The 21,440-nt window shown below is 66.1% G+C and carries 18 protein-coding genes; 3 read left to right on the top strand and 15 right to left on the bottom strand.

Annotation, left to right across the window (positions count from 1 at the left end; all coding sequences use genetic code 11):
- Window positions 1-15 precede the first annotated feature (15 nt).
- The gene (locus tag M3O59_RS06615; protein ID WP_064632134.1) at window positions 16-738 is read left to right on the top strand and encodes a response regulator; all 723 of its coding nucleotides are present in this window, start codon (window positions 16-18) and stop codon (window positions 736-738) included.
- 146 nt (window positions 739-884) lie between these two features.
- On the opposite strand, the gene recO is transcribed toward M3O59_RS06615, so the two are convergent.
- The 9 genes from recO to rpoE form a co-directional block, all read right to left on the bottom strand.
- On the bottom strand, window positions 885-1,607 hold the full coding sequence (gene recO / locus M3O59_RS06610; RefSeq protein WP_064632137.1) for a DNA repair protein RecO: 723 nt from the start codon (window positions 1,605-1,607) through the stop codon (window positions 885-887).
- A gap of 250 nt (window positions 1,608-1,857) precedes the next feature.
- Entirely contained in the window at window positions 1,858-2,757 is a 900-nt protein-coding gene (gene era / locus M3O59_RS06605; RefSeq protein ID WP_064632140.1) for a GTPase Era, read from the bottom strand.
- Window positions 2,754-3,434 carry a ribonuclease III gene (rnc, locus tag M3O59_RS06600; RefSeq protein WP_064632387.1) on the bottom strand — a complete coding sequence of 227 codons (681 nt, stop codon included), beginning with the start codon at window positions 3,432-3,434 and terminating at the stop codon, window positions 2,754-2,756. Before rnc ends, era begins: the two co-directional genes overlap by 4 nt.
- Window positions 3,424-3,831 carry a DUF4845 domain-containing protein gene (locus tag M3O59_RS06595; protein ID WP_095522339.1) on the bottom strand — a complete coding sequence of 136 codons (408 nt, stop codon included), beginning with the start codon at window positions 3,829-3,831 and terminating at the stop codon, window positions 3,424-3,426. Before M3O59_RS06595 ends, rnc begins: the two co-directional genes overlap by 11 nt.
- Window positions 3,832-4,632: a signal peptidase I gene (gene lepB, locus M3O59_RS06590; RefSeq protein ID WP_064632146.1), complete on the bottom strand. Its 801-nt coding sequence runs from the start codon at window positions 4,630-4,632 to the stop codon at window positions 3,832-3,834.
- A 105-nt stretch (window positions 4,633-4,737) separates the two neighbouring features.
- On the bottom strand, window positions 4,738-6,528 hold the full coding sequence (gene lepA / locus M3O59_RS06585; protein WP_181920396.1) for a translation elongation factor 4: 1,791 nt from the start codon (window positions 6,526-6,528) through the stop codon (window positions 4,738-4,740).
- A 181-nt stretch (window positions 6,529-6,709) separates the two neighbouring features.
- Complete coding sequence (locus tag M3O59_RS06580) at window positions 6,710-8,293, bottom strand: DegQ family serine endoprotease (protein WP_116904731.1); 1,584 nt, start codon at window positions 8,291-8,293, stop codon at window positions 6,710-6,712.
- Between the two features lie 109 nt (window positions 8,294-8,402).
- On the bottom strand, window positions 8,403-9,302 hold the full coding sequence (locus tag M3O59_RS06575) for a sigma-E factor negative regulatory protein (RefSeq protein WP_116904730.1): 900 nt from the start codon (window positions 9,300-9,302) through the stop codon (window positions 8,403-8,405).
- Window positions 9,299-9,919 (bottom strand): RNA polymerase sigma factor RpoE, encoded by a 621-nt coding sequence (gene rpoE, locus M3O59_RS06570; protein ID WP_064632154.1) that lies wholly within the window; start codon window positions 9,917-9,919, stop codon window positions 9,299-9,301. The genes M3O59_RS06575 and rpoE overlap by 4 nt, the downstream gene beginning before the upstream one ends.
- A gap of 235 nt (window positions 9,920-10,154) precedes the next feature.
- Here rpoE and M3O59_RS06565 point away from each other — a divergent pair, with 235 nt between their 5' ends.
- The gene (locus tag M3O59_RS06565; protein WP_116904729.1) at window positions 10,155-12,236 is read left to right on the top strand and encodes a 3-hydroxyacyl-CoA dehydrogenase NAD-binding domain-containing protein; all 2,082 of its coding nucleotides are present in this window, start codon (window positions 10,155-10,157) and stop codon (window positions 12,234-12,236) included.
- Between the two features lie 213 nt (window positions 12,237-12,449).
- Here M3O59_RS06565 and M3O59_RS06560 read toward each other — a convergent pair whose 3' ends face one another.
- From M3O59_RS06560 to M3O59_RS06535, 6 genes are all read right to left on the bottom strand, one after another.
- Window positions 12,450-13,418: a cation diffusion facilitator family transporter gene (locus M3O59_RS06560; RefSeq protein ID WP_249054321.1), complete on the bottom strand. Its 969-nt coding sequence runs from the start codon at window positions 13,416-13,418 to the stop codon at window positions 12,450-12,452.
- Between the two features lie 293 nt (window positions 13,419-13,711).
- Window positions 13,712-14,614, bottom strand: a complete 903-nt coding sequence (gene mmsB, locus M3O59_RS06555) for a 3-hydroxyisobutyrate dehydrogenase (RefSeq protein ID WP_249054338.1) — start codon at window positions 14,612-14,614, stop codon at window positions 13,712-13,714.
- Window positions 14,615-14,769: 155 nt separating this feature from the next.
- On the bottom strand, window positions 14,770-15,957 hold the full coding sequence (locus M3O59_RS06550) for an enoyl-CoA hydratase/isomerase family protein (RefSeq protein WP_249054322.1): 1,188 nt from the start codon (window positions 15,955-15,957) through the stop codon (window positions 14,770-14,772).
- Window positions 15,957-16,769 carry an enoyl-CoA hydratase gene (locus M3O59_RS06545; RefSeq protein WP_249046824.1) on the bottom strand — a complete coding sequence of 271 codons (813 nt, stop codon included), beginning with the start codon at window positions 16,767-16,769 and terminating at the stop codon, window positions 15,957-15,959. Before M3O59_RS06545 ends, M3O59_RS06550 begins: the two co-directional genes overlap by 1 nt.
- Window positions 16,766-17,947: an acyl-CoA dehydrogenase family protein gene (locus M3O59_RS06540; RefSeq protein WP_064632164.1), complete on the bottom strand. Its 1,182-nt coding sequence runs from the start codon at window positions 17,945-17,947 to the stop codon at window positions 16,766-16,768. The genes M3O59_RS06545 and M3O59_RS06540 overlap by 4 nt, the downstream gene beginning before the upstream one ends.
- A gap of 10 nt (window positions 17,948-17,957) precedes the next feature.
- Window positions 17,958-19,463 carry a CoA-acylating methylmalonate-semialdehyde dehydrogenase gene (locus M3O59_RS06535; protein WP_249050252.1) on the bottom strand — a complete coding sequence of 502 codons (1,506 nt, stop codon included), beginning with the start codon at window positions 19,461-19,463 and terminating at the stop codon, window positions 17,958-17,960.
- Window positions 19,464-19,599: 136 nt separating this feature from the next.
- On the opposite strand from M3O59_RS06535, the gene M3O59_RS06530 reads away from it, so the two are divergent.
- On the top strand, window positions 19,600-20,985 hold the full coding sequence (locus M3O59_RS06530) for a helix-turn-helix domain-containing protein (protein WP_249045398.1): 1,386 nt from the start codon (window positions 19,600-19,602) through the stop codon (window positions 20,983-20,985).
- The last annotated feature ends 455 nt before the right edge of the window (window positions 20,986-21,440 follow it).

The raw sequence follows: 21,440 nt of genomic DNA, 5'->3' as shown, positions 1-21,440 counted from the left end.
TGACAAGGAGGCAGCATGAACATGGCCACACGCCAGGAATCCAACCCACGCATCTTGCTGGTGGAAGACGACCCGATCAGCCGAGGCTTCCTGCAGGCTGTGCTGGAAGGCCTCCCCGCGACGGTGGACTGCGCCGACTCTCTGTCTTCCGCACTCGACCGCGCGCGCGAACGTCGCCACGACCTGTGGCTGATCGACGTCAATCTTCCCGATGGCACCGGCAGCGGGCTGCTGCGTGCATTGCGCCTGCTGCACCCGGACGTGCCGGCCCTGGCGCACACCGCCGACATCACCATGGCGATGCAACGCGGCCTGCAGTCCGACGGATTTCTGGAAACCCTGGTCAAACCGCTGACCTCCGAACGCCTGCTGCAGGCAGTGCGGCGCGGCCTGGCGCGGGGCCGCTACAGCGTGGCGCCGGTGAGCGTGCTGGACATCGCCGCCAGCGATTGGGACGAGGCGGCCGCGCTCAGCGCGCTCAACGGCCAGCAGCACCATCTCAACGCGTTGCGCGAGCTGTTCCTGGCCGAACTCCCGGGCAGCCGCGATGCGGTGGATTCGGCCCTGCAGATCAGCGACGAGCAGGCACTGCGCAACCATCTGCATCGGCTGCAGGCCAGCTGCGGCTTCGTCGGCGCGGCGCGGCTCGCCGGTGCGGTACGCCTGCTGCGCGGCGACCCGCAATCGCGCACCGCGCGCACCCAGTTCCATGCAGCGGTGGCTGCGTTGCTGCATTGAAAGCACTACATCGGTGTTATTCGGGCTTGGCACAGCGTTCGATGCCGTGCATCGCAGTTGTTCGGATCGAGAGGTTTGCGGCTGGCAGCGCTGACGGCACTGGCGCACTCACAGCAGCATCGCGTGCATGCCCAAGGCTGATCCGATCAGCGCCGGCGTGCCAGGTCCTCAAGCATTTCCCAGGACTTCAGCCCGCGCCCGCCCAGATGATGCAGCAGCACACTGCGCATGCTACGCCGTAGACCAGGCATGTCGTCTGCGGCCGGCATGACATCCTCGCCCAGCGCCAGCAGCGCCGAACCGGTGACGGTTTCGCGGCGATCCTGCGCCAGGCGTTCGCTCAACACGCGCAATGCGCCTTCCTGCGGATCCAGGCGATACCGCGCTGCCGGATCGATCGGCTGCCCGTCGCTGTCGTGCTGCAGATCGAAGGCGAACCCCAGCCCTTCCAGCACATCGCGCTCGAACCGACGCAGCCCCCAGGCCAACGGCAGATCGGACGCGAGGTGCGCCCGCGCCTGCGCGTAGCAGGCATACAGTTCGGGCACCGGATCGTTACGCGGGGCGAGCCGCAGCAGCAACTCGCTGATGTAGAAACCGGCCAGCATGGTCTCGCCGATTAGACGCGGCGCAGTATCCAGCGCCTCGGCCTGGCGCAACTGGGCCAACTCGCCGCGCTGCACGGCGCTGAACTGAATCAGCTGCAATGGCTGCAAGGCAGCGCGCAACGCCTGCTTGCGCGGGCCATGCACACCGCGCGCCAATAGTCCCACCCGTCCGTGCTGCTCGGTCAGCACTTCCACCAGCAGACTGGTCTCGCGCCAGGCACGCACGTGCAGGACGAAGCCATGTTCGTGCTCGATCAGCATGTCCTGGGGAGCCGGAACCGGGGAACGGGGACCCGGGATCCTGGACAAGCCAGGACGAGCAGTGGCGGCTCACCACACCAGTGAAGATGCGCCACACCATCGCATCCGCCAAATCCGCGCGCCAGGCCGTCAGCATGGGGGGCGCCCCATAACGATGTTCCCCGCCTAGCTTGGGCGACCGGTCCAGCGCTCTTACCGGGTCCCCGGTCCCCGGCCCCCGGTCCCCGGTCCAGGATCCCCGGTCCCGCCCTCATTCGTACCCGAACGCCTTCAGCGCGGCCTCGTCGTCCGACCAGCCTTCGCGCACGCGCACCCAGGTTTCCAGGAACACCTTGGCACCGAACAGCCGCTCCATCTGCAGGCGCGCCTTGCCGCCGATTTCCTTCAGGCGGGTGCCGCCCTTGCCGATCACGATCGCCTTCTGGCCTTCGCGTTCGACCCAGATCACCGCACCAATGCGCAGCAACGCGCCGTCTTCGGCAAAGCGCTCGATCTCCACCGTGGTGGCGTACGGCAGTTCTTCGCCGAGCTGGCGCATCAACTGCTCGCGCACCAGTTCACCGGCCAGGAAGCGCTGGCTGCGGTCGGTGATCTCGTCTTCGCCGAACATTGCCTCGGCTTCGGGCACCAGCTTGAGCAGGTCACCGACCAGCGCTTCCAGGCCCTTGCGCTTGAGCGCCGACACCGGGTGCACGGCGGCAAACGTGCGGCCCTCGCTGACCTGGGCCAGAAACGGGAACAGTGCGGTCTTGTCCTTGAGCCGGTCGACCTTGTTGACCACCAGCACCACCGGCACGGCGGCGTCGCTGAGCACGCGGAACGCCAGCGTGTCTTCCTCGTCCCAACGGCCAGCTTCGATCACCAGCACTGCCGCATCCACGCCTTCGAGCGAGCCGCGCGCGGCGCGATTCATCACCCGATTCATCGCGCGCTTCTGCTCGCGGTGCAGGCCGGGCGTATCGACCAGCACCAGCTGGCCTTCCGGGAAGGTGGCGATGCCCAGTAATCGATGACGCGTGGTCTGCGGCCGGTTGGACACGATGCTGACCTTCGCGCCCACCAGGGCGTTGGTCAGGGTGGACTTGCCGACGTTGGGCCGGCCGATCACCGCAACGCTACCGCTGCGGTGGGGAGAAGAGGTTTCGCTCACGTGTTTGAATCCAGTTGTGCGATGACAAGAGTCGCCGCCTGTTGCTCGGCGAGGCGACGCGAGGTGCCTTGGCCCTCGGCGCGGGCGGTGGGCTGCTCCAGAATGCAGGCGACGTGGAACTGCTTGGCATGTTCGTCGCCGCTTTCGCTGATCAGAGCATAGTTGGGCAGCGGCAGCTGGCGCGCCTGCAGCCATTCCTGCAGCCGGGTCTTGGGATCTTTTTCTGCCTTGCCCACCGGCAATGCTGCCAGCGAGGCTTCGAACCAGGGCAGCACCACCGCACGGCAGCGCTCGAACCCACAGTCCAGGTAAATGGCTGCAACGATCGCTTCGACCGCATCGGCCAGGATCGAATCGCGCCTGTGACCACCGGACTTCAATTCGCCTGGCCCAAGCGTGAGGCGCTCGCCCAGACTGAGGGTACGCCCGATCACCGCCAGCGCCCCTTCGCGCACCAGCTCGGCGCGCGCGCGGGTCAATGCGCCTTCATCGGCCTTGGGCCAGCGCTGATACAGCGCCTCGGCAATCAGCAGATTGACGATGCCGTCGCCAAGAAACTCAAGCCGCTCGTTATGCGGTGTCCCGGCGCTGCGATGCCGTAGCGCCTGGGCGAGCAGAGCCGGATCGGCAAAGGCATGCCCGATCGGATCACCGCGTTGGAAGGTTCTATTCGACACCACGTCCAGTCATATCCTGCGACGTTTCGAATTTACCGACAATATCCAGATTGCCGATCAATTCGCGGCGCACTTCGTAGTTCACCTTCATGCGCCAGCCGCCATCGACACGCTCGAACTTGACGTCTTCTTTTTTGACGTTTTCCGAGTAGTTAATATAGAGCCGACGAAAGAACAGATCCTGCAACTTGGACGGATCCATGGTTGCGCTGCCGGGCTCCTTGGCCAGGCCCTTCATGGCAGTACGCACGGAGTAATACTCCTGATACATCGGGAACAGCTTCATCCCGATATACAGACCGAACCCCACCACCGCCAGCACCACCACGAACGACGTCAACGTCATACCGCTTTGCTTGCGCTTCATTGTGCTTCCCCTGGCACGCCGTGCGTGCATTTACTGGATTCCGGTCCCGATCCGCGATGGATCGAAACTCCCCCTGCAGAACCAACCTTCGCAATTGAGCCAGATCAGGAACGCCTTGCCGCGCAGATTGGCTTCCGGCAGGAAGTGCGTCTGGGTCCAGAACCGGCTGTCTTCGCTGTTGTCGCGATTATCCCCCATCACGAAATAGCTGGCGGCCGGCACGGTCCAGTCGCCCTGCCCGGCCGGCATGTTGCGGTCCACCCATTCCAGCACGGTGTGCGTGCGGCCCGGCAGGTCCTCGACCAGCAGCGTGGTGCCGGTCATCTCGGCGCCCTTGCCCTTGCCGATGTACTCGCCCTTGACCGTGTAGCGCATGGGCTTGTCGTTGATGTACAGCGTATCGCCGTGGAAGCCGATCTTGTCGCCCGGCAGGCCCACCACGCGCTTGATCCAGTTCTGGTCCGGCGCATGCGGCGGCTTGAACACCACCACGTCGCCGCGCTTGGGCTCGCCGGTGGGAATGAACTTGGTATTGGTGATCGGCAGGCGGAAGCCGTACGCGAACTTGTTGACCAGGATGAAATCGCCGATCAACAGATTGGGCATCATCGAACTGGACGGAATCTTGTACGGCTCGGCCACGAAGCTGCGCAGGATCAGCACCACCGCCAGCACCGGGAAAAAGGCGCGCGAGTAGTCGATGATCGCCGGCTCGCTGTCCAGCAACCCGGCACGCGCGGCACGGCGCCTGGCCAGGAACAGCTTGTCCAGCAGCCAGATGAAGCCGGAACCCAGCGTCAGGACAACCAGGATGATTTCAAACCATTTCATTGATGTTCCTTCGGAACGGGATTCGGGATTGGAGATCGGGGATTCGCAAAAACTCGGGAGCCGGCATGCTTTTACCAATCCCTAATCACGAATCCCGAATCCCTGCTACTTATCCATCTGCAGGACAGCCAGGAAGGCCTCCTGCGGAATCTCCACGCGGCCGACCTGCTTCATGCGCTTCTTGCCTTCTTTCTGCTTTTCCAGCAGCTTTTTCTTGCGCGAAACATCGCCACCATAGCACTTGGCCAACACGTTCTTGCGCATCGCCTTGACCGTGGAACGGGAAATGATCTGCGAGCCGACGGCGGCCTGGATCGCCACGTCGAACATCTGCCGCGGGATCAATTCCTTCATCTTTTCGCACAGTTCGCGGCCGCGCCTGTCAGCGTAGCTGCGGTGCACGATGATGCTCAACGCATCGACCTTGTCGCCGTTGATCAGCGTGTCCACGCGCACGAACGGGCCGGCATCGAAACGCAGGAAGTGATAATCCAGCGAGGCGTAACCGCGCGAGACCGACTTGAGCTTGTCGAAGAAGTCCAGCACCACTTCGGCCATCGGCAGCTCGTAGCTGATCTGCACCTGGCTGCCCAGGTAGTTGATGCCGATCTGGCTGCCGCGCTTTTCTTCGCACAAGGTGATGATGTTGCCGACGTAATCGGGGGGGGTGAGGATGTTGGCGCGAATGATCGGTTCGCGAATCTCTTCCACATTGTTGAGCGGCGGCAGCTTGGACGGGTTGTCCATCGGGATGATGCTGCCGTCGGTCTTGAGCACCTCGTAGACCACGGTGGGCGCGGTCGAAATCAGATTGAGGTTGTACTCGCGCTCCAGCCGCTCCTGCACGATTTCCATGTGCAGCATGCCCAGGAAGCCGCAGCGGAAGCCGAAGCCCATCGCCTCGGAGCTTTCCGGCTCGAAGCGCAGCGCCGCGTCGTTCAAACGCAGCTTGTCCAGCGCTTCGCGCAGGTCTGGATAGTCTTCGGCATCGACCGGGAACAGGCCGGCGAACACGCGCGGCTGCATTTCCTGGAAGCCGGGCAGCGCATGCGGTGCCGGGTCGGCGGCCAGGGTCAGGGTGTCGCCGACCGGCGCGCCGTGCACGTCCTTGATCGAAGCGTTGATCCAGCCCACTTCGCCGGCACCCAGCGCAGGCAGTTCCTTGCGCTTGGGCGTGAACACGCCGACCTTGTCGACCAGATGCGTGCGGCCGGTGGACATCACCAGGATCTTGCTGCCCGGCTTGATCTCGCCCTGCATCACCCGCACCAGCGAGACCACGCCCAGGTAATTATCGAACCAGGAATCGATGATCAGCGCCTGCAGCTTGTCGGTGTCGCGCGGCTTGGGCGGCGGGATGCGATGCACGATCGCCTCCAGCACCAGATCGATGTTCAGACCGGTCTTGGCGCTGACCGCCACCGCGTCTTCGGCGTCGATGCCGATCACCGCTTCGATCTCGGCCTTGGCGCGATCGACATCGGCGGTGGGCAGGTCGATCTTGTTGAGCACCGGCACCACTTCCAGCCCCTGCTCCACCGCGGTGTAGCAGTTGGCCACCGACTGCGCTTCCACGCCCTGCGCGGCATCCACCACCAGCAACGCGCCTTCGCACGCGGCCAGCGAGCGGCTGACTTCATACGAGAAGTCCACGTGCCCGGGGGTGTCGATGAAATTCAGGTGGTAGACCTGCCCGTCCTTTGCCGTGTACGGCAAGGACACCGACTGCGCCTTGATGGTGATGCCGCGTTCGCGCTCGATCGGGTTGGAGTCGAGCACCTGGGCCTCCATCTCGCGCGCCTGCAGGCCGCCGCACAGTTGGATGATCCGGTCGGCCAGGGTGGATTTCCCGTGGTCGACGTGGGCAATGATGGAGAAGTTGCGGATGTTCCGCATTGAATCAGAGGACATTGAGGTGGGCGCCGGCGGTGCCGTCGTCAGGGTAACGCAGCATTATCGCACGGTCGGCCCCTTTGGGGCCGGGGATTGGGGAATCGGGATTCGGGAATCGCAAAAGCCAGGCGGGCTATCGCCTCGCGGAGCCGCTCTTGCCATTCCCGATTCCCGATTCCCTCCGTTAGCCGCCGGCCTTCAAGGCCACATAACTGGTCGCCTTGCCGTCGGTGACCAGCAGCATGACCACGTCGCCCTTCTTGTAGCTGGACAGGGCGCGGTTGAGCTCGGCGACGCTGCCGACCTTGGTACGGCCGACGCGGGCGATGATCAGGCCCGGCGACAGCGGCGGCTGGGTGCTGCGTGCTGCCGCGCCGGTGACCGCGGCAATTCGCACGCCTTCGCCCGCTTCCAGGCCCAGGCGGCTGCGTTCGGCAGCGGCCAGGTCGGCCACCTGCAGGCCGAGCAATTCCACGCTGGCCGGCGCGCTGGGCTTGGCCTCATCGGCGGCGGTGCGCGGCGCGGCGCTGCCGTCCGGAGTGTCCAGCGTTGCCAGAGTGACCGCCACCTTGCGCGGCTTGCCGTCGCGCAGGACGTCCAGGCTCACCTTGGTGCCCGGCGCCATCAACCCGATCATCGGCGGCAGATCGCTGGCCACATCGATCGGCTTGCCGTTGACCGCGCGAATCACATCGCCCACTTCGATACCGGCCTTGGCAGCCGGGCTGTTGGCGGGAATGTCATTGACCAGCGCGCCGCGGGTGTCCGGCAAGCCCAGGCCCTGGGCCTTGAGCGCATCGATCGGGCCGACCGCCACGCCCAGCATGCCGCGACTCACATGGCCGGTGGCCTTGATCTGCTCGGCGGCGCTGAAAGCCAGGTCGATCGGGATCGCAAAGCTAATGCCCATGTAGCCGCCGGAAGCAGAGAAGATCTGCGAATTGATGCCGACCACCTCGCCGCGCGTATTGAGCAGCGGGCCGCCGGAGTTGCCCTGATTGATCGCCACGTCGGTCTGGATGAAGGGCACATAGCGCTGATCGGCATACGGATTACTGCGCCCGGTGGCGCTGACGATACCGGCGGTCACCGAGTGATCCAGGCCGAACGGCGAACCGATCGCCACGACCCACTGGCCCGGCTTGAGCGTGTTGGAGTCGCCCAGGCGCACGGCCGGCAGACCCCTGGCCTTGATCTTCAGCAGCGCCACGTCGAATTGTTCGTCGCTGCCCACCACCTTGGCCTTGAACTCGCGGCGGTCGGTGAGCTTGACGGTGACTTCGCTGGCGCCATCGACCACGTGATGGTTGGTCAGCACATAGCCATCGGCCGAAATGATGAAGCCCGAACCCATCGACTTGCCGGCAATGCCGCCATCGTCATCACCCTGCCCCGGACCACCCGGCCCTTGCCGCGGCCCGCCCGGCATCTGGAAATCCGGGCCGAAGAAACGCTTGAAGAATTCCGGCATCTCATCGTCGGGCATTGCACCGCCGCCACGCCCACCTGGGCCACTGCGCTGCTGACGCGCCATGGCGTCCTTGCGGGTGATGGTGGTTTCGATATTGACCACGCCCGGCCCGACCTGTTCGACCAGGTTGGTGAAGTCCGGCAGCCCCGCCACCAACTGCGGCGACGGCGTGGCGCTACGGTTGGCCGCGATCGGTGCGGCGTCCTTGGCAGCGGGCGCGGGCTGCTGCGCGCAGGCGGCCAGCGGCAGGGTCATGGCGATCAGGCCGAACATCTGGGTGCGGATGCGTTGGTTCATCAGGTTGCCTCCGATGGCAGGGCGACAGGGGCCGCAACCCGCGTCGCAACGCGGGCTTGGCACGGTAACGAAAGGAACGGAGCCGAAAGAATGAAGGTCGGCCGCCGGATCAGTCTTGCGGAACCTGCACCGGCAACGGCCGGCTCGGTGCCGGGCTGGCCACCGTCTGCGGCGCAGGCTCGAACGGATAGAACGTCGTGCCCGGGCGGCTCTGGCGGAAACTGGCTTTGAGCGGACTATCGCCGGCCCCGGACAAGGCCGCACGCGGCCACGGGCGGGCCTGCAGTGTGGTGTCAGGATGCGTGAACGGGTTGGACGGCGCTACCGCCACTGCGGCTGCAGCCACCGCTGGCGACGGTGCCGGTGGTGCCGTGGCGACCATGCGGGTGGGCGCCTGCTGCTGGCGCGCGGCGGCGCTGCGTGCGACTTGCTGATGACGCGTTGCCGCGCCGCGGCGGGTGGAGGCCAGCGCAGCGGCAGGAACGGCCGCAGCCAGTGCGACGACCTCGTCGGGCGGGCCTGGAACCGGCGCGGCCGGCGCCTTGGGCGCAACGGGAGCCTGCGGTTGCTGCGAGGCCGGCGGACGCTGCGCCGCGCTGGCGTACACCGGCGCGTCGACAGCCGGTGCGGCGGTTTCGGGTAGACGCTCGCGCGCCATGAACAATGCGATCGCCGCGACCGAGGCGGCAATCGCCGCGCCGCCACCCCAGCGCCAGCGTGCGCCCGGGCGGGCCGCAGGCTGCGCCTGCGGAGCGGGCTCATCGGCAATCGCGCTGCGCACACGCGCCGCGAAATCCAACGGTGCCGGCGCACTGGCCCCACCGCGCAGCACGTCGCCGCACAGCTGCCAGCGCTCGTGGCAGCCGGCCAGTTCTTCATCGTGGGCCAGACGGCGCAACAGGAAGCGCGACTCGTCTGCGCTCAATTCGCCGTCGACCAGCGCAGACAGCTGCTGGCGATAGTGAAGTTCGAACTTGTCGGTGGTGGACATGGAAGGGTTATGGCTCATACACGGTGTCGCTCACGGGTGGCGCTTTCGGTCTCCAGCAGAGGCCGCAGCTCGATGTCGATGGCCTCGCGCGCCCGGAAGATGCGCGAGCGCACCGTTCCGACCGGACAATCCATCTTTCGCGCGATGTCCTCGTAACTCAGCCCCTCCACCTCGCGCAGGGTGATGGCCGACCGTAGTTCTTCCGGCAGGGCTTGGACCGCGCGCATCACCGTTTGTTCCAGCTCCTGTCGCATCAATTCGCGCTCCGGGGTGTCGTTGTCGCGCAAACGGGTCGCTCCATCGAACTGTTCGGCATCGCTGATCTCGATGTCGTCGGTGGGCGGGCGGCGGTTGTGCGCAACCAGATGGTTCTTGGCAGTGTTGACGGCAATACGGTGCAGCCACGTATAGAACTGGGAGTCGCCGCGGAAACTGTTGATCGCGCGGTACGCGCGCACAAAGGTGTCCTGGGCCACGTCCTGACATTCGCTCCAGTCGGCGATGTAGCGCCCGATCAACGCGACGATCCGGTGCTGGTATTTGCGCACCAGCACATCGAACGACGCGCTCTCGCCGCGCTGCACACGCCGGACCAGTTCCAGGTCCAGCTCCTGAGGTGTATCGACTTCGGCCATGTCGGGCCGCACTCCTGTCAGCCCACCGAAGTCGGGCAATGAGACCGCCATTGAAAAGAAAAGTTCATACCGATCCGCACGACCGTCACGCATCAGGGTAGCGGCACCGATGCGCCGCCGGCGAGGCCGCGCGCAAGGCGCGTATCCCCCTGTCGACAGGTATGGGTATTTGACGTGATGGAAACAACCTCTGGATGATAACGACCTTTCCTTCTATCGCCGGACGGCCAGACGCATGCTTCCAGGTTTCGACGGGCTCCGATTCAGCCATTGGCAGGCCGATGCGCGCGAGGACGGCGTGGTCGTGCTCAGCCTTGATCGCCAGGGCGCATCGGTCAACGCATTTTCGCAGGAGGTGCTGCTGGAGCTGGGCGCACTGGTCGAGCGGCTGGCGCTGGACCCGCCCAAGGGCGTGGTGCTGCGCTCGGCCAAGCCCAACGGCTTCATCGCCGGTGCCGACCTGAAGGAATTCCAGGAATTCGACCGCAAGGGCACGGTCAACGATGCGATCCATCGCGGCCAGCAGGTCTTCCAGAAACTGGCCGAACTGCCCTGCCCCACGGTGGCGGCGATCCACGGTTTCTGCATGGGCGGCGGCACCGAGATTGCCCTGGCATGCCGGTACCGCGTGGCGTCCGACGACGCCAGCACGCGCATCGGCCTGCCGGAAACCAAGCTCGGCATCTTCCCCGGCTGGGGCGGCAGCGCCCGCTTGCCGCGCCTGATCGGTGCGCCGGCAGCGATGGATCTGATGCTCACCGGCCGCACCGTTTCGGCCAAGGCCGCGCGGGCGATGGGGCTGATCGACAAGGTCGCCGCGGCGGCGGTACTGGTCGATGTCGCCGCTGCATTGGCCTTGAACGGCACCATGCGCCCGTTCAAGCAACGTGCGACCGCGTGGGCCACCAATACGCTACTGGCCCGCAAGCTGCTGGCGCCGCAGATGCGCAAACAGGTTTCACGCAAGGCGCGCAAGGAGCACTACCCGGCGCCATACGCCTTGATCAACGTGTGGGAAAGTGCTGGCGGCAGCGGCATCCAGGCGCGCCTTGCGGCCGAGCGCAAGGCGGTGGTCAAACTCGCCAGTACACCGACCGCACGCAACCTGATCCGCATCTTCTTCCTCACCGAACGTTTGAAAGCGCTGGGCGGCAAGGATGCGAGCGCGAACGCTGCACCGCCGATTCGCCATGTGCATGTGATCGGCGCCGGCGTGATGGGCGGTGACATCGCGGCGTGGGCGGCCTACAAGGGCTTCGAGGTCACGCTGCAGGATCGCGAGCAGCGCTTTATCGAGACCGCGCTCACGCGCGGCGGCGAGCTGTTCGCCAAGCGCGTCAAGGACGACGCCAAGCGGCCAGCGGTGGCGGCACGCTTGCGTGGCGATCTGGCCGGCGCGGGCGTGGCGCAGGCCGATCTGGTGATCGAGGCGATCATCGAGAACCCGCAGGCCAAGCGCGATCTGTATCAATCGATCGAGCCGCAGCTCAAGCCCGATGCATTGCTGACGACCAATACGTCTTCGATTCCGCTGACCGAGTTGCGTGGTCATATCCAGCGCCCGGCGCAGTTCGCCGGCCTGCATTACTTCAACCCGGTGGCGATGATGCCGCTGGTGGAAATCGTGCAGCACGACGACCTGGATGCGGCCAACGTGGCGCGCCTGGCGGCGTTCTGCAAGGCGCTGGACAAGTTCCCGGTCCCGGTGGCGGGCACGCCCGGGTTCCTGGTCAACCGCGTGCTGTTCCCTTACCTGCTCGAAGCGGCCACCGCGTATGCCGAAGGCATCCCCGGCCCGGTGCTGGACAAGACGGCGGTGAAGTTCGGCATGCCGATGGGGCCGATCGAGTTGATCGACACCGTTGGCCTGGATGTCGCCGCCGGTGTGGGCGCAGAGCTCGCACCGTTTCTGCACTTGCCGATTCCTGCCGCGTTGGCAACGGTGGAGCCCGGCAAGCGCGGCAAGAAAGACGGCCAGGGCCTGTACAAATGGGAGAATGGCCGCGCGGTCAAACCCGAGGTGGCCAGTGGCTACACCGCACCTGCGGATCTGGAAGACCGCCTGATCCTGCCGTTACTCAACGAAGCGGTGGCATGCCTGCACGACGGCGTGGTGGCCGACGCGGACCTGCTCGATGCCGGCGTGATCTTCGGCACCGGCTTTGCGCCCTTCCGTGGCGGCCCGATCCAGCACATCCGCAGCGTCGGCGCCGACGCGCTGCTGGAACGTCTGCAGGCGCTGCACGCACGCTACGGCGAGCGCTTCGCACCGCGCCCGGGCTGGGATTCACCGCTGTTGCGGGAAGCGGCGGTGTAAGGCAGCGGCTCCCGCACCCGGCAGCGTTTCGATCTCAGCAAAGACGCCGTTGGCAGCCTTCCGTTTGGATCAAGGCCCCAGCGTGCAGACGCCGGGAATCATCACTACGTCATTGCCAGCAGTCGCATCACTGCTGCGTGCGGACGCGGCCATCTTCATCGGTCGGTCCTGCAAGGCGAAGCCAAGTCAACCGATCACTTGCACCGAGAGACGTTAGTGGTGGGCATGCCCACCATGCGTATGCGCATGCCCGTGGTGGGTGTCGTGTGCAGCCGCTGCAGTGGGCGTTGGGGTGCCGCAGGGCACGGTGCCACAGTCACCGCTTTCCACCTGCAGGGTGACGTGGGCGATGTCGAAGCGGTCGTGCAGCAAGGTGCCGAGCGCGTCGCGCAGGCGGTCGCGGTCGGTGGTTTCGTTGACCACGACGTGCGCGGTGAGCGCAGGTGTGCTGGAGGCCAATGCCCATACGTGCAGGTCGTGCACGTCTTCGACGCCTGGATGGCTGGCGAGTGCCTGCTGCACCTGGGCCAGGTCGATGCCTTTGGGGACGCCTTCGAGCAACACGTTGGTCGCTTCGCGCAGCAGCACCCAGGTGCGCGGCAGCACCCACAGGCCGATCAGCACGGCCAGCACCGGGTCGATCCATTGCCAGCCTGTCCAGCGGATCAGCAGCGCGCCGATGATCACCGCCACCGAGCCGAGCATGTCGCTCCAGACTTCCAGATAGGCGCCCTTGACGTTGAGGCTTTCGCCGCTGCCGGCATGCAGCAGCTTCATCGCGATCAGATTGATCACCAGGCCGAAGCCGGCGATCAGCAGCATGCCGCTGGACGAAATATCCTGCGGTGCGCGAAAGCGCTGCGCGGCTTCCCACAGGATGTAGGCGCCAACCGCGAACAACAGCGCGCCATTGGCCAGCGCGCCAAGCGCTTCAAGCCGCACGTAGCCATAGGTGCGGCGCGCATCGGCCGGGCGCCGGCTCAGGCGCACCGCGACCAGCGCGATCATCAGGCCCACGGTGTCGGTAGCCATATGCGCGGCGTCGGACAGCAGCGCCAGGCTGTTGGTCACGAACGCGCCGATGATTTCCGCCAGCAGGAATGTCGCGGTCAAGCCGAGCGCCCACCACAACGGGGCTTCGTGGCGGATTTCGCTGGGTGCGTGGTTGTGATCGTGTCCCATGGATGTCGTGGTCTGCTGCGATGCGCGCACCTTAGGCGCCCGCGATGGCGGAGACTATTACACCTGTGCGTGATGACATCACATCACGCGCGCCGTGCCATTGGCCGGAGACGCGCAGCGCTTGCGCGATTTGCGGGAAAAATGCCTACAGGCGCACCACTGGCCGACAACCAGCTACTGATGCATGGGGGGCTCGTTCCGGTGTTGATGAAGGCGCAGGCATAACGTGATCCGGCGCCTCTCACCATGCGCAACGCCGAACTCTGGATAAGCGGCGCGGCCCGGTTCGCCGCTCAGACCTTGGCGACCAGCTTGACCACGCTGGAAAAATCCAGCGCGCCATTGCCAGCGTGGCTGTTCATCGCATACAGGTTGCGCGCCAGTTCACCGAGCGGAATCGACACGCCGGCCTGCACCGCCGACTCGGCAACCAGACCCAGGTCCTTGAGCATCAGATCGTTACCGAAGCCACCGCTGTAGCCGCGCGATGCCGGGGCATTCGGCAGCACGCCGGGCCATGGGTTGCACACTTCCGTCGCCCAGCTGCGCCCGGTGCTGACCGCCATCATCTGCGACAACACCGCCGGGTCCAATCCCTGTGCGACGCCGAGCGCCAACGCTTCGCCGGTGGCGGCCATGATCACGCCCAAGGCCATGTTGTTGCACAGTTTGGCAACCTGCCCGGCGCCGTTGTCGCCGACATGAAAGATATTCTTGCCCATTGCCTGCAGCACCGGACGCGCGCGCTCCAATGCATCGGCGCCGCCACCGACGATGAAGGTCAGCGTGCCGGCGGCGGCGCCGGCGGTGCCGCCGGACACCGGGGCGTCCAGCATCGCCAGGCCGCGCGCCCTGGCCGCATCGGCCACCTTGCGCGCAGACAGCGGCGCGATGGTGCTGCAGTCGATGACCAGCGCACCGTGCGGAATCTGCGCCAGGATGCCGGAGTCGCCCAGGTACAAGCCTTCGACGTGGCGACTCGCAGGCAGCATCGAAATGACGATCTCGGCATCGGCCAGGGTGTCGTGCGCGGCGCTGGCGGCGTGTGCGCCGGCAGCTGCGGCAGCGTCCAGCGCTGCGGGCGCCAGGTCGAACACCCGCAGCTGATGCCCGGCCTTGATCAGGTTGGCGGCCATGGGCCCACCCATATTGCCCAGGCCGATAAATGCGATGTTGCTCATGGTGTCGGTTTCCAGGTTGGAACGATCAATAACAGGGTGTTGCGGTCACCACGGGCTGCTCAAGCGCATCGCTGTGGCCGCACATGTCAGCCGTGGCGACGTCGGCGTGTACATGGCAATCGCCGAGCAGGGTGCGCCAGCACTTGCCCGATCCCGCACCTTGCCACCACTCAGCGCGCCGCTTGCCCATCTGCCGCCAGATCGGCAAGCGGGTGCTGTGCCGGCGGCCAGGGCGCAACGAAATAGTCTGCAGCCCACTGCGCATCGGCCGCTTCCAGCGACGCTGGCTGCCACTGCGGTTGGCGATCCTTGTCGATCAACAGCGCGCGGATGCCTTCGGCAAAGTCACCGTGCGCCGCGACGTGCAGCGCAACCACATACTCGGTACGGAAGGCGTCGGCCAGCGTCGTGGTGCCCGGATGGCGCTGCAGCTCCCAGGCCAGCCGCGCCGAGCCCGGAGCGCCGGCCGCCAGGGTCGCGCGCGCGGCCTGCAGCCAGTTGTCTCCGCTGTGCAGGGCAGAAATCGCAGCAACCACTTGCTCAAGCGTGTCGCCGGATACCAGTTGCGCAATCAAAGCCGCATGCAGCTGCAGCGGGCCCGGCTCCAGCGGTTGCGCGATGCCATGCAGGAACGCACTAAGTTGATGACGATCGTCTTCGGCATTGCCTGTCCAGGCGTGCGCGCTCAGCGCATCCAGCACGGCTGCATAGTGCGCGTGCTCCAGGCGCACGTCCGCCAGCCCTGCGTAGATCGCATCGCTGGCATCCAGCGACGCGCCAGTGAGCGCCAGAAACAGGCCGGCGCCATGCGGGACGCGACGCAGCAACCAACTACCGCCCACATCGGGAAACAAGCCGACGCTGATTTCCGGCATGGCCAGGCGCGAGCGTTCGGTGACCACGCGATGGCTGGCACCGGACATCAGGCCGATGCCACCGCCCATCACGATGCCGTGGCCCCAGCACAGCAGCGGCCTGGGGTAGCTGTGGATGCGGTGGTCGAGCCGGTATTCCTCTTCGAAGAACGCGGCAGCCTGTGCGTTGGCCTGCGGCTGTGCGCGTCGCGTTGCAGCGTCGGGCACCGCATCGCGATGCGCACGCATGCTCTGGTACAGGCCATGCAGATCGCCGCCGGCACAGAACGCCTTGTCGCCGGCACCACGCAACACCACGCAGGCGATCTGCGCATCCTCGGCCCAGGTGCGCAGCTGCGCATCCAGCAGCCGCACCATCTGCAGCGACAGGCCATTGAGCGTCTTGAGCGCATTCAAAGTGGCGATGCCGATGCGATGCCCGTCGGCGCAATCGCGCTGCTCGAACAGCACCGGCGCCTCGTCGAAAGCGTTGACGTCCGCCATCAGCGATTGCTCCATTGCGGTGCGCGCTTTTCCAGAAATGCAGCCACGCCTTCGGCCTGATCGGCCTGCTCGAACAGGTCGACGAACGCTTCGCGCTCTGCAATCAGCGCAGCGGCATGGGTGCCGTGGCGCGTGGACTGCACCAGCCGTTTGCAGGCCGCCACACTGGCCGGGCTTTGCTTGCCGGCACGCTGCGCCCAGGCAACCGCCAGCGCACGCGATTCGCCCTTGCCGACCACCTCTTCCACCAGACCAATGCGCTGCGCGGTGGCGGCATCGACACGCTCGCCGAGCAGGATCATGCGCTTGGCCCAGCCCTCGCCAACCAGGCGCGGCAGGTTCTGGGTACCGCCCGCACACGGCAGCAGGCCGACGCTGGCCTCGGGCAAGGCGAGCTGTGCGTGTTGCTCGGCGATGCGCAGATCGCAGGCCAGGGCGCACTCCAACCCGCCGCCCATCGCATAGCCGTTGATGGCGGCGATCGAGACGCCGCGGAAGGCGCTCAAGGCTTCGAAGGCTTCGCCGAAGCGGCGCGCAGCTTCACGCGCGTTGGCCTTGTCGCCATCGGCAAATTGCTTGAGGTCGGCACCGGCGCTGAAGAATTTCTCGCCTTCGCCGGTGATCACCAGTGCGTAGATGCTGCGGTCGGCATCCAGTGCGCGCACCAGGTCGCGCAGGGCTGCCAGGCTGTGCACGGTCCAGGTGTTGGCCGGCGGGTTGCTCAAGGTGACGATGGCAACGTGGCCATCGCGCTCCACATGCAGGCCGGTATGCAGGCAGCCTTCCCAAGCGCCGGTTGCAGCGTGGCTCATCGCAGTTCCTCCTCGCCGTTGAGCAGGTGACGCGCCACGATCATGCGCATCACTTCGTTCGTGCCTTCCAGGATGCGATGCACGCGGCTGTCGCGCAGCAGGCGCTCGATCGGATATTCGCGGATGTAGCCATAGCCACCATGGATCTGCAAGGCGTCGTCGCAAATGGCAAAGCCGGCGTCAGTGGCGAAGCGCTTGGCCATTGCGCACCACACCGTGGCATCGTGACTGCCGGCATCGAGCTTGCGTGCGGCGGTATGCACCATCTGTCGCGCGGCCACCAGTTGCGTGGCCATGTCGGCCAGCTTGAACTGCAGCGCCTGGAAATCGGCCAGTTTCTTGCCGAACTGGCGGCGCTCGCCCATGTAGCGCCGTGCAGCGTCCAGCGCGCCCTGGGCTGCGCCCAGCGAGCAGGCAGCGATATTGATACGGCCACCGTCCAGCGCCTTCATCGCCATCTTGAAGCCTTCGCCTTCCTTGCCGAGCAGATTTTCGGCCGGAATGCGCACATCGGTGAAGGTCACACCGCGCGTGGGCTGGCTGTTCCAGCCCATCTTTTCTTCCTTGCGGCCGTAGCTGATGCCGGGCGCATCGGCCGGCACCACGAAGGCACTGATGCCGCGCGCGCCGTCGTCGCCGGTGCGCGCCATCACCACCAGCACATCGGTGGCACCGGCGCCGGAAATGAAGGCCTTGCTGCCGTTGAGCACATAGCTGTCGCCATCGCGCTGCGCGCGCGATTTCAGCGATGCCGCGTCCGAGCCGCTGCCCGGCTCGGTCAGGCAGTACGAACCCAGCTTGGCGCCGCTGGTCATCGCCTCGCCCCACTGCGCGCGCACCGCATCGGTGCCGTAGCTGGCAATCAGCCAGGTGGCCATGTTGTGGATGCTGATGAAGGCCGAGGTGGACGGATCGACCGTGGCGAGCTCTTCGAACACCACCGCTGCATCGAGCCGGCGCATGCCCAGGCCGCCCACACCTTCATCGGTGTACAACCCGCAGAAACCGAGCTCTGCGGCCTTGGCGATCGCCTCGCGCGGGAAGTGGCTTTCTGCGTCCCATTGCGCCGCGTGCGGGGCGAGTTCCTTGTCGGCAAAGTCGCGGGCGGCCGCGCGGAAGGCTTCCTGCTCGTCGTTCAGATCGGCCGCGTTGGGGTGTAGCTGGATGGCTGCATTCATGGCGATCGGGTCACTTGAGAGAAATGGTGGTGTTGACGCCGTGGCCCAGCGTTTCGTCGTCGAACCAGCGCGCGGTCACGGTCTTGGTCTGGGTGTAGAACATCACCACCTGTTTGCCGTACGGGCCCAGGTCGCCAAGCTTGGACGCACGCGAACCGGTGAACGAAAACAGCGGCACCGGCACCGGAATCGGCACGTTGATGCCGACCTGGCCCACGTCGATGTCTTCCTGGAAACGCCGCGCGGCCGCACCGGATTGGGTGAACAACGCCGTGCCGTTGCCGTTGGGATTGGCGTTGACCAACGCGATGGCTTCGTCCAGCGTGGCGGCTTCCAGAATCACCAGCACCGGCCCGAAGATTTCTTCGTCATAGATGCGCATGCCGGGTTTGACGCCGGAGAAGATGGTCGGGCCGACAAAGTTGCCCTGCTCGAACCCCGGCACCTGTGGGGCGCGGCCGTCCAGCTCCAGTGTGGCGCCCTGCTCCACGCCGGAGGCGATCAAGCCTTCCACCCGCTCACGCGCAGCGCAGGAAATCAGCGGGCCGACCTCGGTGCCCGGCGCATTGCCGGCGCCGATCTTCAAGCCCTTGGCCTTGGCCACCAGCTGCGGAATCCACGCGCGCGCTTCACCCACCAGCACCAGCGTGGACGCGGCCATGCAGCGCTGGCCGGCAGCACCGAACGCGGCGCCGACCATCGCATTGAGGGTCTGCTCCTGGTTGGCGTCCGGCAGCACCACAGCATGATTCTTGGCGCCCATCATGCATTGCACGCGCTTGCCGGCCAGCGAGGCGCGGCGATAGACATGCGTGCCCACCTTGGTGGAGCCGACGAACGACAGCGCCTTGATGTCGGGGTGATCGCACAGCGCATTGACCACATCTTCGCCGCCATGCACGACGTTGAGCACCCCCTTGGGGATGCCCGCTTCCAGCGCAAGTTCCACCAAGCGCATGGTGACCATCGGGTCCTGCTCGGACGGCTTGAGCACGAAGGTGTTGCCGGTGGCGATGGCCATCGGGAACATCCACAGCGGAATCATCGCCGGGAAGTTGAACGGGGTGATGCCTGCGCACACGCCCAACGGCTGCACCAGGCTGTAGGTGTCCACGCCATTGGCGACGTTGTTGGCCAACTCGCCCAGCTGCAGGTTGCCGATCGCCGCGGCATGCTCCACCACTTCCAGCCCGCGGAATACATCGCCTTCGGCATCGGCCAGGGTCTTGCCCTGCTCGGCGCTCAGCAGCGCGGCCAGCTCGGGCATGTGCTCGCGGATCAGCTGCTGGTACTTCAGAAAGATGCGCGCACGCGTGCCGATCGGCGTCTTGCGCCAGCTGACGAAGGCCCGGCTGGCCGCAGCCACTGCCGCGTCCACTTCGGCGGTGGTGGCGAACGGCACCTGCGCCAGCACCGATTGATCGGCCGGGTTGACCACGTCCTGCCACTGCGTGCTGGCGGACACCACCAACTCGCCATCGATCAACAGGCAGACGCGGGGGACGGATTCGCTCATTGCAGGGCTCGCTGATAGGAAGGACATCGGCCGTTGCAGGCCGGTACTTCGCATTGTTCGCATGGAACCTGAGCATTCCCAGCCGCGATTCGCTTAATTGCGCTAAGCTGGCGGCACAATTTTGCGAATCTTGCGAATGCCCCAGTCGCATCCCCTGCTCCGCCACCAGCTTGGCCTGCGCCTGCAGCGGCTGCGTCAGCGCCACGGCCTGACCCAGGCCGAACTGGCGCGCCGGCTTGGGCTCTCGCCCAGCTATCTCAACCAGATCGAGCGCAACCAGCGCCCGCTGACGCTGGCGATCCAGCAGCGGCTCAAGGCCACGCTGGGCGATCTGGACGGCCTGCTGGAGCTGGACGACCCGGCCGCGCTGGTCGAGCCGCTGGACGAAGCGCTGCGCAGCCTGGGCCACACCCTGCTGCCGGCCGAGCTGCGTGCGCTCACCGGCAATCTGCCGCAGGTGGCGCAGGCGCTGCTGGACCTGCACCGCGCCCATCGGCACCTGCTCGAACGCAATGCCGCGCTGGAGCTGCAGATCGGGGTCGAGCACGCGGCGATACCGTCGCTATCGCCCGGCGAGCAGGTGCGCGACTACTTCAACCGCGCGCACAACTATCTGCCCGAACTGGACGAGCGCGCCGAAGCGCTCTACGCCGAACTCGGCCTGACCCCGGAAAACCTGCCGCTGCGGCTGCGCCAGCGCCTGGCCGACCGCCACGGCCTGCTGGTGCAGGAGGCCGCCGACCTGCACAGCGACAAACGCAGCGTGGACACCCAGGCGCGTGTGCTGTGGCTGCCCGCCCATCTGCGGCCCGGCCAGCAGGCGTTCCAGATGGCCGCGCACCTGGCCTTGCTGGAATGCGCCCCGCTGCTGGAGGCGCGCATCGCCGATGCCGGGTTCGAAGATGCCGAGCGCATCGCGCTGTCGCGCATTGGCCTGTCGAACTATTTCGCCGGCGCGCTGGTGATGCCGTACAGCGCGTTCCTGCACAGCGCGCAGGCCTCGCGCTACGACATCGAATGGCTGGCGGACCGCTTCGGGGTGGGCTTCGAGGCGGTGTGCCATCGCTTGAGCACCCTGCAGCGACGCGGTGCAGCCGGGTTGCCGATCTTCTTCATGCGGGTGGACCGCGCCGGCAATGTCTCCAAGCGCCACTCGGCCACCGATTTCCACTTTTCGCATGTCGGCGGCGCCTGCCCGCTGTGGATCGTGTACGAAGCGTTCAACCAGCCCGACCGCATCCTGACCCAGATCGCGCGCATGCCCGATGGCCGGCGCTATTTCTGGCTGGCCCGCCAGGTCAGCAGCGGCGCTCCCGGCTACGGCCGCCCGCGCAAGACCTTTGCGCTGGCGATGGGTTGCGACCTGCGCCACGCCAACCAGCTGGTGTATGCACGCGGCTGGGATCTGAATGCGGTGGACGATGCAGTGCCGATCGGCCCGGGCTGCCTGACCTGCGAACGCAGCGACTGCGTGCAGCGCGCGTTTCCGGCGTTGCCGCGTCTGCCGGCGAGTGCGCGTTAGGTTGTTGGGGAATCGGGAATCGAGCGTCGGCGGTGCGCCGACCGACAATATGAAGCGACCTATACGACTGCTTCTTGCACATACCAGTAGCCCATCTAACGCGCCCTCTCCGTGGGCACCGACGACACCAGTGACAACCGCTTCCGCCGAACCCAACCATTCGCCAGCCCCAGCGCTACAACTTTCCGCGCGTGCGTCACCACTCACTCAACCACTGTGACCAAGCAGGCGCTATCGCTGCACCGCAGCATTCCAAGCCGAGATAGCTCCCGCAAAATGCTTCATTGGAATGGAATGGCTTGCGCTTCTACCCTGAAGCGGACACATGCAGGACAGGGGGACGCCAGCGCGCTCCATCGCGTTGCCAGCGCCACGCAAACGAACACACATCGCCTATAACGCCGCACCGCACCGCACCACCCGCCACGCCCGCGCGGAGGCGCCAGACCCGCTCC

Origin of the sequence: Xanthomonas nasturtii (assembly GCF_023337365.3) — a bacterium.
Classification (GTDB): Bacteria; Pseudomonadota; Gammaproteobacteria; order Xanthomonadales; family Xanthomonadaceae; genus Xanthomonas; species Xanthomonas nasturtii.
The sequence above is the reverse complement of the archived record's forward strand: the minus strand, read 5'-3'. Positions and strand labels throughout refer to the sequence as shown.